The organism is Nostoc sp. NMS8 (assembly GCF_017115045.1).
GTDB lineage: Bacteria > Cyanobacteriota > Cyanobacteriia > Cyanobacteriales > Nostocaceae > Nostoc.
On record NZ_JABXKK010000097.1, the window covers coordinates 23,700 to 36,923 of the forward strand.

The 13,224-nt window shown below is 44.1% G+C and carries 8 protein-coding genes; 1 reads left to right on the top strand and 7 read right to left on the bottom strand.

Annotation, left to right across the window (positions count from 1 at the left end; genetic code table 11):
• Positions 1 to 262 precede the first annotated feature (262 nt).
• The gene (locus HWQ39_RS22730; RefSeq protein ID WP_292849854.1) at positions 263 to 2,959 is read left to right on the top strand and encodes an ATP-binding protein; all 2,697 of its coding nucleotides are present in this window, start codon (positions 263 to 265) and stop codon (positions 2,957 to 2,959) included.
• A gap of 41 nt (positions 2,960 to 3,000) precedes the next feature.
• Here the strand turns inward: HWQ39_RS22730 and HWQ39_RS22735 are convergent, their stop codons facing one another.
• The 7 genes from HWQ39_RS22735 to HWQ39_RS22765 all read right to left on the bottom strand — a co-directional run bounded on the left by HWQ39_RS22735 (position 3,001) and on the right by HWQ39_RS22765 (position 13,206).
• Positions 3,001 to 3,870: a hypothetical protein gene (locus HWQ39_RS22735; protein WP_292849856.1), complete on the bottom strand. Its 870-nt coding sequence runs from the start codon at positions 3,868 to 3,870 to the stop codon at positions 3,001 to 3,003.
• Complete coding sequence (locus HWQ39_RS22740; RefSeq protein ID WP_292849859.1) at positions 3,867 to 5,501, bottom strand: TrbI/VirB10 family protein; 1,635 nt, start codon at positions 5,499 to 5,501, stop codon at positions 3,867 to 3,869. Before HWQ39_RS22740 ends, HWQ39_RS22735 begins: the two co-directional genes overlap by 4 nt.
• 17 nt (positions 5,502 to 5,518) lie before the next feature.
• Positions 5,519 to 6,250 (bottom strand): hypothetical protein, encoded by a 732-nt coding sequence (locus HWQ39_RS22745; RefSeq protein ID WP_292849862.1) that lies wholly within the window; start codon positions 6,248 to 6,250, stop codon positions 5,519 to 5,521.
• Positions 6,251 to 6,788: 538 nt separating this feature from the next.
• Positions 6,789 to 7,907 (bottom strand): hypothetical protein, encoded by a 1,119-nt coding sequence (locus HWQ39_RS22750; RefSeq protein ID WP_292849866.1) that lies wholly within the window; start codon positions 7,905 to 7,907, stop codon positions 6,789 to 6,791.
• Between the two features lie 129 nt (positions 7,908 to 8,036).
• Positions 8,037 to 8,852: a hypothetical protein gene (locus HWQ39_RS22755; RefSeq protein WP_292849869.1), complete on the bottom strand. Its 816-nt coding sequence runs from the start codon at positions 8,850 to 8,852 to the stop codon at positions 8,037 to 8,039.
• 33 nt (positions 8,853 to 8,885) lie between these two features.
• The gene (locus tag HWQ39_RS22760; protein WP_292849872.1) at positions 8,886 to 12,233 is read right to left on the bottom strand and encodes a hypothetical protein; all 3,348 of its coding nucleotides are present in this window, start codon (positions 12,231 to 12,233) and stop codon (positions 8,886 to 8,888) included.
• Positions 12,234 to 12,573: 340 nt separating this feature from the next.
• Positions 12,574 to 13,206, bottom strand: coding sequence for a hypothetical protein (locus HWQ39_RS22765; protein ID WP_292849876.1), 633 nt, complete (start codon positions 13,204 to 13,206; stop codon positions 12,574 to 12,576).
• Between the last annotated feature and the right edge of the window lie 18 nt (positions 13,207 to 13,224).

Consider the following 13,224-nt stretch of genomic DNA (forward strand, 5'->3'; position numbering starts at 1 on the left):
ATTGCACATATATATTTTTCCATGAAGGTAAACATCTTCAATCTTAAAATTATTGCTACTCGGAAATCCTACTTGAATTCTTGTCATTACAAATTTTCGCGCATGTCACCATACATTAGACCTAATTACGCATTACTACGTATTTAAATATACCAAAATTTTATTACACTGAAAATAGTTTTTAGTGTAGGCCTGGCCTGCCGTAGACATCGCTCGTTTTTTATCCGGCCTTACAAAATCCCATCCCGTTGCTCCCATCTCTATGTTATTTATCAAACAAAAATACCTGCCCTACAGGATTGCATTTTTCAGTGTGGGAGTAACCTTGCTAGTAAAGCTGGGACTAGAGCATCTAACCGGAATTACAAATTCTTTCAGCTTGTGGCTGATTGCGATCGCTATAAGTACTTGGTACGGTAGTATCATTTCAGGATTGACATCAGTGTTTTTGGCTGCTTTAGCTAGTCATTACTTTTTTACAAACCCATCTTCTACTCTCGATAGTCTGGAATTTGTATTATTTGTTATCGAGGGTCTATTAATCAGTGCGCTAACTGCTAACTTCCAGTCAAGTAAACAGCAGTCAGATACTGATAAAACAGAAGCCCAAATCAATCTAAAAGATTTATTACAGAGTCAGCGTTCACTTCGCCAAGGTGAAGAACTATACCGAACATTAACCCAAAATCTACCCAATGGAGTAGTTTTTCTCTTTGATCGAGATATGCGCTTTATGGGTGCTGAGGGTACAGAACTGCAAATCTTTGGTTTACCAAAAGAAGAGTTCCAAGGTAAAACGCTGCACGAAACTGTTCTCCCTGAGACTTACGATCTGATAGAACCAGCTTACCGTAGTACCTTACAGGGTACTCCAATGTGTATTGAAATCCCTTATAACAATCAAGTTTATCTAGTACAAACTTTTCCAGTTAAAGATGAAAATAGCAAAATTCTGACTGGCTTGGCAATCTTCCAAAACGTCACGAACCGCAAACAAGCAGAAGCAAAAATTATCAAGTTAAACCAAGCTTTAAATCGACGAGTTAAAGAACTACAAACTTTGTTAGAGGTGATTCCAACTGGCATTGGCATTGCAGAAGATCCAGAATGCCGAACTATTAAAGTTAATCCGGCTCTTGCTAAACTGCTTGGCATACCTGTTGACGCAAATGCCTCTCTCAGCGCTCCTAATGATGAACGTCCAACTAACTTTAAAGTTTACCAGGATGGTAGAGAACTAGCTCCAGAAGAACTGGCTATGCAATATGCTACCACTCATGGTGTGGAAATACTGGATTCTGAGATTGAGGTGGTTCGTAATGATGGTGTGAGAATTAATCTGTCGCAGTATGCTGCCCCTTTATTTGATGAAGATGGAAAAGTGCGGGGGTGTGTAAGTATATTTCTAGATATTACCCAGCGCAACCAAGCAGAAAGAAAATTGCAAGCTGCTAGAGATCAGTTGCAGACTGTACTGGAGGCTGTACCTGGAATTGTATCTTGGGTCAGTTCCGATTTGTGCTATCTAGGTGTCAACAAGCACTTAGCTAATAGTTTTAATTTGCCTCCTGAAGCTTTTGTTGGTCAGGATATTGGTTTTTTAGCTAGTGGTAATGGGTTTCGTGAGTTCGTACAAAATTTCTTTGCTGGAAATCAATCTGAAGCATTATATGAGTTGAAATCCATAAGCGCAGATCGTAGCTATTTAATTGTGGCTCAAAAATATGACCAGAACAAAGCCGCATTTTTAATCGGCATTGATATCACTGAACAAAAGCGTGTAGAGGAAGAACTGAGACAAAAGACTGAGGAACTGGCAGAAATAAATCGAGTAAAGGATGAATTCGTCGCTGTCTTGTCTCATGAGTTACGTACTCCCATGCATAATCTTCACGGCTGGGCGCAACTATTGCTAACTGAATCTGAGATGGATGAAGCACTGAAAATTGAGGGACTGGAAACGATTGAGCGGAATGCCCGTCTCCAAGTTCGCTTAATTGACGATTTGTTGGATCTGGCTAGGATGCAGAAGGGCGAGATGAATTTGGAAATCGAACCTGTTGACCTAGCAAGTGTAATTCGGTCAGCAGTAGATACTATTCGATTGTCAGCCGAAACAAAGGGCATTCAAATTCAGTTACATCTTGATGCTGTGTCCAACGTTTTAGGTGATGCCATTCGTTTACAACAAGTGGTTTGGAATTTACTTTCAAATGCAATCAAGTTTAGTTCCAAGAATGAAAGTGTAGAGGTTAGGTTGGAACAAGTTGAGTCTCAGGCTCAGATTACTGTTATTGATCGAGGGAGAGGCATAGAAACAGAATTTATACCATTCGTCTTTGAACGGTTTAGTCAGCGTGATGCTTCCACTACTCGCTCTGCTGGTGGATTAGGGTTAGGACTTGCGATCGCTCTCACAATTGTAGAACTCCACAATGGCAATATCACAGCAGCCAGTGCAGGATTCGGCAAGGGTTCGACATTCACGGTGAGACTACCTATCGTGACAATGACAAAGCAGTTGAGTAATGATGAACTAGTACTAGGAGAATTGCTGCATGGGAATAAGGAAATTGCCCAATTGCAGAACTTGTGCATTCTGGTTGTGGATGACGATGCAGATGCTCGGATGTTAATGCAGACTGTTCTTCAGAGCGCCGGGGCAGATGTATTAGTGGCAGCATCAGTAAAAGAAGCGTTGGCACTTTTAGAACAGCAATCGCCTGCTCTACTGATTAGTGATATCAGTATGCCAGATGAGGATGGCTTTACCTTGATTCGTCAGGTTCGCTCCCGCACCATAAAGCAAGGGGGACAAATTCCAGCGATCGCTCTCACCGCATTTGCTGAAGCCAAAAATGAGCAACGTATTTTAAAAGCAGGGTTTCAACTTTTTATTGCCAAGCCAATTAAGCCAATGGAACTTGTGGACAAGATCATTGAGGTGTTAAAAACTTGATTAAATGTCAATTCCTTTCTATTTTAACCAGTGCATCACCTCTAGCGTTGCTGTCCTAGTCTGAGTAGGCGGTCATTTAAAGCGATTCTTCCTAATTCAGAAATAACCTCAACTGGAACACCAACAGATGTAGCTGCTTCTGGGATTGTTACTCTGCTATTTCGCAACAGAGATAAAATTTGCTGCACTTTAGGAACAACTGGATCGCTTTTGTTGGTGTAACCCCGATTAATAGCAATTCTCAGCCCAGTTTCAATATCATCTACTCTCGCTCTGCGATTTTTATCTATTAATAGTGTCTGTTGTCCAGCGATTGCGCTACTTTCAGAAGCTGTTCGGCGTCTACGTGCAGTGCCGAAGCCTATCGGAGACGCTGCGCGTAGCTTGCTTCCCCGTAGGGGTACGGCAACGTCTTCTGGTGCGTCCGCTACGCGTAGCTTGCTTCCCTGTAGGGGTATGACGAACGCATTTGCAATCTGAATACCAACATACCCAGTGTTTCTACGCACTGGAACGATATCGAAGTTGTAGAGTCGTTTTTGTCCCGTTTTGTCTACAGTTTGGACAAGTAAGTTAGTAATAGCAGTAGTAGTAGCCCCTGGAAACTTTAGCGGTTGGATTGCCCTCAGAAAAATGGTTGTAGCGCGTCCGCTTTTTAAATCTGTATCTGTGGTGTAGACGAGTCGTGAAGGGTCTGCTACCAAAATGTAGGCGATCGCCTCGTCGGTTTGAGTGAAGCTAATAGGCGTGGCACGTCCTGGAGTAATTTGAACCTGAATTCTGTTGTTTGCAGCCATATCCCGTTCAATCAAGCGATATGCAGGAGTTTGTGCTTGTGCCTGTACAACAGGTGCTGTCACACTGAGCAGTAATGTGCTAGTGCCGATGATAAGAGTAGCAAATTGTTTCATCGTTCAACTTTCAAAAAACTATTGACGACAACCGAGACTTCTGTACCTTCAGGTAAAAACAGGATATTTGGACGTTGAAGTAATTCCTGCACTGCTTGGTCAGAGCGTCTAGACAGACGTTCACTGACTGGACTAAAAAAGCCTTCTAGCGCCGCAGCCCAAATCTGAGGATTAGAGTTACTAGTAATAGTACTTTGATTAAAAGTGCCACTAGAAACAACAGTGCTAGATTGAGTGCGGGGCTGATTCACTATGCTTCCCACCTTACCCAAACTACTGAGTAATCCAACTAATAAATCTTGTTGGGCAATATCTGTCCCCACATCATTCAGCTTTTTAGCAATTAACGGTTGCTGTCCTCGACCGCGAATTAACAGAGTCTCAGCCGGAATGCTTTCCTGTTTGACTGTGCCTTGGGAGTCAGGGTAAATAAGCGCGATCGCACTAGCAGATACCAAGTTATTCTTTTTACCTACTGCCACTGTTTTCGTTACTAAAACAGTACCAGCCGGGAGTGCCACCGTGCCGTCTGTGGCTGTGAGAGGTTTGGTTAACTCGATGGCAAAGCGATCGCTGGGATTATTCCCTCCCTGATCCCAAATCATCGGCATGATAATTCTACCTGGGGCAGATGTAGCCAGTGCTACTTCTTTAGTTTCATCTACATTGAGATTGGCTGGAGCTACAGGGGTGCGATTGAGGATACCTACCATTCCTGGAGTTAAGTTATCAGTTTTACTGTCAGTGCTTTTGGAGCCAATTAAAACTGTTTGAATACCAGGGTCTTCGGGAGTGGAAATGGATGGCCTAGCTGTTGGTTTCAAGCTTGTTGGAGTTTGAGTGTTAACAGCAACTTCTGACTGAGTTTCAGCTGCTTTAGAGTTACCGATTTGCGACTGTCCCAGGCTAGCTAGTTGGCTCCACTGCTGGAAAGGATCGACATTACTTTCAGGCTGTCGTATTGGTGTTGAAGCTTGATAACTTACAGGATTTGGAGAAATATACCGCACTACTGGGGGCGCAGGTTGAGAAATTCTTACAGGAGTTATTGGTGTTATGCGTGATGTAGGAGTTGTGCGCGGTGAAAAAGTCTCTTGAGGTTGAGATGGCCTTGGTTTGGGTTTATTTTGTAGGGTTGGACTTGGGGATTTAGCCGCAACAGGTTCCACTTTAAGTTGTTGCCGTTGGTCTTGAAACGCTAATCTGCTTTTGAGTTCGGCAGATTCATCTAAAACTGGTTCGCCTTTTGGAGATGTAGTAGGAGTCTGAACTACTTGTTTGACAGGAGGTTTTGGTTGGAGAAATCCAAACCAGATCAGTGCTACAGAGCCAATAACGATTCCCACTAAGCCAACTACCGAACCTAGTCGCACACTAGGTTTTTCTGCTAACGGTCGCTCTACTGCTCCTTCTGCATCTTGTTTCAAGCGATATTCTTCGGAAATGAGGTGATTTGCGGTAGGGTTATAACCTGCCAACAACTGCTCCTCTTCAGGGCTGATATCATCATCAGCAACCAAAGTGGCTTGGGTAGAGCGATGATTGCCGTTAGTACTGTTGAATTCCGACGAAAAATCAGCAGAGTTCTCGTTTAGGTAGTCAAATTCATGGTTTTGATTTGAATTGGTCATAATTCTACCTTTTTCCTTTAGCGTCGTTGCTGAGAATTGAACTCAACCATCTTGGTAATTTGCAGTCCAGACGATCGCACTTCATAAATTTTCTGTTCTACCAGGGGGGCATCTTTACCTAAAGGAGAGCGGGGAATCTCTACTGCTTGGACGGTAAAGGTGCGGTTAAAAGGAATACGCTCATCTCTACCAGTAGTGCGGTCAACTAAAATGCGGGTAGCAATCATGTCTATTTCCCATTCCCCAGGTCGTACTGCTCTCGGTTCTGACAGATAGGAAATAATAGTGGTGCTACGCAGCTGACCTGAAAAGAAGCTAGTAGGAACTAATTCGGCTATCTTCGGTAAAGAAGCTTTGGCAAATTCCGGTTCTAGCAGCAGGGAAGCAAACCAAGTATTTGTGGGAATGCGCCCATTTCTACCAACTTGAATGCCTTGGTCTGGTTGATTAGTGCCAGTGAGTTTGTCATCCCAGTTAAATGTTAGGGTTGTCCAATCACTAACTAGCTTTTGAATTACAGCTGGATAGCGCCAGTTGCGGTCTTGCTCGGAAATGTAGATTGTCTCGCCATTTACTAACTGGGCAAAAGTCGTCTTGCGATCGGCAATTTTATTGACCCTGAAAGCGGTGAATAGAGTCAACAAAAATATCAGACCGTTAAATGCAGTTAGGCAGATAAAGCAAACAGCTAGGAGGTTTTTGGCTTCTGGAAGCAATGGAGCTTGAAGTCGTTTAATTTGCAGAGTCATACCAAATTGGCATAAGTAGTATTGTTTGAAAATCCACCGAACAGCCTGGTGTTAAAGGTTTTTAATTCGTCTTGGAAAGTTATGATGCCTGTCTTGAAAATAGGGACTGGGGACTGGGAACTGGGGACTGGGGACGAGGGTAGGTTAATTTTCATGCCCTCGTTGTGTGATTCATCACATGACCGTTTAGCTTGAAAATAGGGAATAGGGAATAGGGGAATAAGGATTTTCATCCATTGATTGTGGAATTTTCCCGTGATTGACTGTCTTGAAAAGTGACGCTCCTCCGTCGCTCTAAGCGTACCCCTGCTGCTAGCGTCTCGTAGAGAAGTTAGTTATGCCGTAGGCTTTACGCTGTGCTAACGGAGAGGCGGAAGTCGGCGCACCCTGCGGGATCTTGCTACAGACTTTCCGCAAGATCCAAAATCTAAAATCCAAAACTGGTAAGTAGTAAGACAAAATTAATTACACAAATTTCGACCTGAAACCCTTATGTAGCCTAAAACCTAATGTGTAAATATTTCTGTCCGATTACTTATTACCCCCTACGGAGTAGAGCAATACTGGTAGCAGTTCCAATGGCACTGCTAAAAATATCGATTAAGCCTTTGACATTGGCAGAAATGCCGTTATAAATCGCCATTCCCCCACCTCCAGCTATCAATACCGCCAAAACTGGTGCAAAGATGCTCAGGAAACATAAAAATGCTACATCAGATGCTAATTCAGCACCCGACTTCACCAGCACGACGGCTGCTAAACCTACTAAAATGTTGTAACCAAGTTGAACACCAAACAAGGAAATAAACCCTGTTAGCCACGCCCAAATAGGACGACCTTGTAATGGCAGTAAAGATAAACCAACTGCGATCGGTGCAAATAATGCCGTTAGCAACAGAGCAGCTTCCAAGATGTTTACAAAGCCCCATTGCAGGGCATAGAGGATAAAGCGAATAATGGGGATGGCAGTATCTCGAAACACACTACCTGGATCGTTGGCAAACTGAACAGCAGTACCGATTTGACCAGGTAAAGTTCTATTCCAGAGAAAACTAGCAAAATCTCGTAGTGGTTGGAGTGGAGATTTAGCTTGCTCTTCAGCTTTGGTAACAATTGCCTGGGCCTGGGCTTGCTTTGAGTTCCAGCATTCAATTAACTCTGTACCGACTTTTCCTTGACATTCGCTATAGAGGTTTTCTAGCTGTTGTCTAGCGATACTGCTAATTGCCACATTGGTAATAGCATCTCGAAATGTTAGTTCACCAACTTGAAGCTGAAGAACGCTTTGCACTTGGTTGTAAGCGAAGCCTCGGATAACAGTAATTGTCTTCGCCAGCATATTGCCGTTAGCCCCCAAGAAAATCATAATTACGATGGGCCAAACAAAGATTGATGCCAGTTCTGACCATGATTGCTTTTCAATGATTTCCTTGCCAGTGGTTAGCGCCACAAATAATATGCTGGCGGCTCCCAAGGTAATGCCCAATTTAATCAAGCCAATCCATAATGCTGAACCGAGCGGATCTAAAGTAACTAGCCAGACGGTATTCCACGACTCAACTGTGGCACGAGAAAGTTCTAAAGAACTGGAGATAATTTCTAGGGCATCGGATTCTCCGCCTGTTACTGGAAATGATTGAGCAATAATGTGGATCATGAGTGTCGAAAGCGTTAGCGATCGCAGCTAAAATTGACAGGACTTACGGAAATAGCTAAAAAGGTTGATTAATCAGCTTTTCGACTTTTGAATTCACGGCGGTACTAGCTCTAAGATTCCAATTCCTAGCTACTGCTTGTCAGAACCAAGGGTAATGCCACCAGGCATGATCAATAACCCCGCCTGTTGAGTGGCAGCATTACCTGCGGCAACACTCTTACGGCGATCGGCAGTATTGATGGCTGAAAGTTCCTTGGCTGTTTGAGCGGTTAAGGTGTTACTTAATGCCCGGTCAATTCGTGCTTGCTGGGCTTCAATAAGCATCCGCTCGTTGACGCGACTGCTAAGGGCAGCCTGTTGGGATAGGTTTTGCAAAATCTGTTGGGTGACATCTAAACTTTGGGATTCCTCACCCAAGCTGACGTTTTCTTGAGTATCTTGTTGAGTAGCTTGCTTAATTTGAGCCATCTGACTTTGGGCTGTTTGGCTCAAAGTAGCCTGGTTAGCGATCTCTGTGGCAACTGTTCTAGTAGCATATTTACCAAGGTCTTCACGGATACCATAAGAGCTTTGACCATTGGTTTTGTTCTCCAAAGTTTCAGACAGCACCGCACCAGGGTCGTTGTTGGCTGAACCGTTCATGATTCCTGCCAAAACTTTGTTTAAATCTGGAATTTGAATTGCACCCAAGGCAGAATTGAGCAGATTGCCAAGAGGATTAAATAGGTCATTTTGAGCGAAATTTTTGACATCTCCCACAAAATCATTGATTTGAGATGCTGTGTCTGCGGTGAACATACTACTACCAGTAGTTTTGTTACTAACAGCAGCTACTGGATCTCGACCGTTGTCTTGAGTGCGAGCAAGGGCTGGACTGGCGATAGAACCAAGTTCAAAAATTAGAATTGGTACCATCAATCTGATAAAGGTAAGTTTAGATTTCATGATTCACCTTCCTTAATGCAGTTTTTAGATATATCAACTTGCAATCAGGCTACTTTCAGCCTGTTGGCCATCGTTATTCTCTCGGCGATCGCCTTCTCCTTGCAGAGATGCTCTGTTTTGGTGGGGCCTGTCCGCAGGACTTACGGCTGGGCGTACCCAATCGCGCAATGCTCCGGTTTGATGTATCTCTTGACCAATATGCTTAAAGCCTTTGTTTTCCTTCAAAGCAGGAATGTAAACATCTGTAAATGCTCTCAGTCCTAACAGATTGCCTTTAGCGGTATCTGGATACTGAGCCATCACCCGTTCTCGTGCTTCCCGTTCATCCTGGTTATTGGCAACACTGGCCAGCATCATTTCCCCTGGGTAAAAGCGGGTACGCCAGAATCTACCACCTGTTTCTACTAGCCAGCAGGAATAAAGGTCGCTGGTACGGGGCAAAAATGCTTCAGTCGCATTTTGACTGATAATATTGACGGGATAGCCCAGATACTGTTGGAAAGAAGCAATACCGCTACTGGTAATACGTCCGGTAATCCGGTAGGTCATGTTCTGCATAATTTGAGCGCCTGTTGAACACTCGCAAATGGTATCCGGGTCTTGGGACAACAGCAGAACAGCAATGCCTTCTTTCCTTCCCGTGGCACAGGTTTCGCCTATAATCTGGGCAAAGCCATCTTTACGTAACAATACGGAAAGCTCATCGCCAATAAACAAACTCTTAGGATGGGATAAGGCATTACGGATACAGGCACTATGGGCGTTAATTGCCATCAAGTAAGCATCCTGTTCGTTACTCAATCCACTGAGGGCAAAGAATTTAATCGCCGGTAATGGGGAAAAAGTGCTGGGACGAGCGATCGCTTTCCCCAACCTAGATGCCAGTAAAGCGCTAACCTGATTTTGGATTTGGTTAAGTGCCTGTCGGTCAATTTCTTCAAACGACCTGAGATTAAGGCGTTCTCTAGTGCAGAACTTGACGAAATCTGGTAGCGTGGGTATCTGCTGCCATTCTGGTGAAAGCCAGCCCATCTCAAAGGCTTGGTTGTAGCGAGTAATAATTTCTGAGTCTTTTAAAAATACGTCCAAAGCTTTGACTAGCAAGGCATCAACCCGTTGAGCTAGATGAGGATTTTTGACTTTACCCATTGCGATCGCTGTTAGTGCTTTGCGAATAAACTCCTTCCAAGATTCCATGCGTCGTTCCCGTTCTGGCTTGTCGAACCGTCGCAAATCTGGCGGTTCCAGTAGGTTACTGCTGCCACTAGAAATATCGTAATATGCTCCTTGTTCGCCCAAAAGCTCAATCGCCGTTTTGAAAGTGCTGTTACCACTGGCAGAGATGTCCATACCAACAACGGGAATATTGTTAGCTAATGCCTCTAGAGCAAAGCGCCATCCCAAAACGCTCTTTCCTGAGCCGGAAGTACCTGTAATTAGAGCGCGTCCAATCTGCTGGTGAAATAAGTCAACATAAATAGGCTTGCCACCACGGCTGGTAAGGAATTCTACACCCTGTTTATCGATGTCTTTGGGGACAGTTAGGGGCATGATTCCAGCCACAGTATGGGTATCTAAAGTTATTCTGCGTTCGCTGAGATTGCCTCCGTGCAGCAACCATTTGCAGGTAATCGGCAGGGTTTGCAGCCAAATTTCCCAAGCAATATTACGCTCTCGAATTACTTTGGCAGTCTCAAAACTGTTAGCCAACAAGTTGCAAGCGTGGGTTAACTCTTGGGCGCTGTGACGATAAACTAGAAATACAGGCGCACAGTGCAACGCTTTCGTGCCTTCGTAAAGTCGTCGCTGGGCTTCAAAGGATTCCTCCTGTTTAATTTCCGCTCCAACGTCCCGTCCTTGTCCTTTGGTGATGGCTAAAGTGCGGGCTGTTTTGGATTGTTTTGCCTGACGCGCCAGGTTGTCTTGGATGAAGAAGTCATTGCTGCGGCTGATTTCAATCCAAGCTTCTGTATCGTGGACGTAGCTGGAAGCAAGGATTTTCCAGACCCATTTTAGCTGCTCTTGGGCATTAGACCAACCGACGGGGGGATCTGTTACGACCATGACTCCACAAACCTTGCTTTTACCTGTCAGGTAAACTCGGTCATTATCTCCCCGATGTTCGGGACAAGCAGAACGTCCCTGTTGTCCTTCAATCAGTAATGTACAAATGTGCTTGTCGGTGGTTAGGGTTTCTGTTAACTCCAGTCCCGTCTCAGTCTCCTTCAATGTGATGACTTGGGGAATAGGAGGTGCTGCACCCTCATTAAATCGATTCCAAAGCCACTGCCACAAATCTGTAGCATTGCAAGGTGTTACTTCTAAGCCAATTTTGGTATTGAGCAGCAATTCCCACTGAATGAATCCTTGCTGAAACCCTTGCAGTAAGAGCTTTTTGAAAAACTCCTCTTGGTAAATGCGTTTGTTCCCTGTAATCAATTCAACTGCCCAAGAGCCAAATTTTCTGCATTTTTCAATCAGTCCACCCACAAAATCCTTGTGCTGTGAACCAGCCTCATCATCGCTTGTCCAAGTACAGAAGGCAATTTGGTTCCAGATTTGGCGAGAACCTGCTTCCTTGAGTTGTTCCACCCGCAATTGCTCGTTGCGAAGCAGCACAGAAACTGGTTTCAAGTGGCAATCGTCTGCTAAGGCAGTTAGTGGGGTTTGGCGTTTCTGGGGTACTTCCTTGGCAGAGCCTGTCCGTAGGGGATACGACTCAGTATCATCACTATAACAGCCTGTACAAAAGGTAATTTTTTCACCAGGGGGTAGTTCTTTCAAACCCTCTTCGATAGAGCGGGTAAATTCGCTGACCTCATTTTCATGTAGTATGTCATGCAGTCCAGCGATGCGAAACCCAAACACGAGTTGATACTGAGAGTTGCCTTTATCTAATAACAAGGCAGCCACTTGACGATCATCCTTCTTAATTTCTGCAATACAGCAAATGTTTACCTCATTTTGGAAGGGCATGAGCTTACTTTTGCCTCCATATTGATTCGGTACAATCAGCGGCTTGAATCGAATTTGCACTTGCGAGTCTGCGTAACGCCGACGCACCCACCAGGGTCGATATTCGGGGATCGGTGAGATATAAATGCTGTTACTATTGCACCACTCTGTTCCCGGTGGATTACGCCATCGATCTAAAAACTGATGGGGCTGTTTGCCTGTGAGAATCCACCAGCTGATAATTAGCCAGAATGAGGTGGCAAAGAACCAACCCATACCCAAACTGAGTAAACCATTGGTGAGAACATAGCAAACTACAATGATGGCAATCCAAGGAAGTAGCTGTTCAGCCGGAATTGGCCCAATGCTGGCTTGCTTGCCTAGAATCCGATTGACTTTGATGAATTCTCGATTGTCTTGTGCCATATTTGTGTAATTCTCTGGTGCTGCCTTAGTAGTCAGTCAACCAAGCAGTGACAAGTGAAGAATATGCATAAGCTGTCGCGTCTTTACTTTTCCAAAACATTCTCAATCTATCAAGGGTTACGGTTTCCAAAAAGTGCAAATCGTAGACGCGACAGCATATTGAGTGGTCAACTTTCGTAGGGTGATTCTAAGAGGAAAGTGACGCTACTGAGTAGTTAACCGATACCAACGGCAGAAGCTGTCGCTCCGACTTTCCGCGCTCATCCCCCACTGATGAATTCTGACGAATATTTTCTGACTTTTGATTTCTTATTTAGTGGGTATAAAATTCAAGTTGGGTTTAGTTTATGGCTGTTGTTCCTGTGCCATTACCGACAAATATGAAAGTGATGACATCAATGGCAATTACGATGGAGAACGCTAGACCGACTTGAGTAACAATCGGCCGCCAGTCGTTACCTTGCTGTGCTTGGTTATAGGCAAATAGAGAAGCAGCAGCAACGAGCAGCAAGAATGCACCTCGGATAAGGTTAAATGTCAAACCAACAACGTTGGCATCCAAAGTGCCAGTAGAACCGCCTCCTGCTTGGGAACTTTGTTGAGCTAGATTGTTGAAGAAGCTCTCCAACCCGCTTAAGAAAATAGCTTGGGCTGGAGTTGTAAAGGTATCGAGTAAAGCGGTAACAGTTATAATGGCGGCAACAATATGCCAGAAGCGAATTTTTCTACCTAAATACTTTTCTAAAATTGGTACTGTCCGAATTACGTATCCAATACTCAAGAAAACAATGGTGGCACATCCCAAAATAGTGACGAATATGGGTTTGGTAGCTAATAAATAAATTCCAATCGCAAGACATAGTAAAATGAAAAGTAAGTCAGTGCGGTTGATTTTCAGGTTTCTCAAGTTGGTTGAAAATTTCCGAGATGGCAGCAGTTTTAACTGAGAAATGTGAGATTTTGTGTTGTTCATTTTTCTCTTCTCGTTTGT

Bases quoted from the DNA above. Each gene is read 5' to 3' on its own strand.
- HWQ39_RS22765 (WP_292849876.1), bottom strand. From the start codon at position 13,206: ATGAACAACACAAAATCTCACATTTCTCAGTTAAAACTGCTGCCATCT.
- HWQ39_RS22760 (WP_292849872.1), bottom strand. From the start codon at position 12,233: ATGGCACAAGACAATCGAGAATTCATCAAAGTCAATCGGATTCTAGGC.
- HWQ39_RS22735 (WP_292849856.1), bottom strand. From the start codon at position 3,870: ATGAAACAATTTGCTACTCTTATCATCGGCACTAGCACATTACTGCTC.
- HWQ39_RS22740 (WP_292849859.1), bottom strand. From the start codon at position 5,501: ATGACCAATTCAAATCAAAACCATGAATTTGACTACCTAAACGAGAAC.
- HWQ39_RS22745 (WP_292849862.1), bottom strand. From the start codon at position 6,250: ATGACTCTGCAAATTAAACGACTTCAAGCTCCATTGCTTCCAGAAGCC.
- HWQ39_RS22750 (WP_292849866.1), bottom strand. From the start codon at position 7,907: ATGATCCACATTATTGCTCAATCATTTCCAGTAACAGGCGGAGAATCC.
- HWQ39_RS22755 (WP_292849869.1), bottom strand. From the start codon at position 8,852: ATGAAATCTAAACTTACCTTTATCAGATTGATGGTACCAATTCTAATT.
- HWQ39_RS22730 (WP_292849854.1), top strand. From the start codon at position 263: ATGTTATTTATCAAACAAAAATACCTGCCCTACAGGATTGCATTTTTC.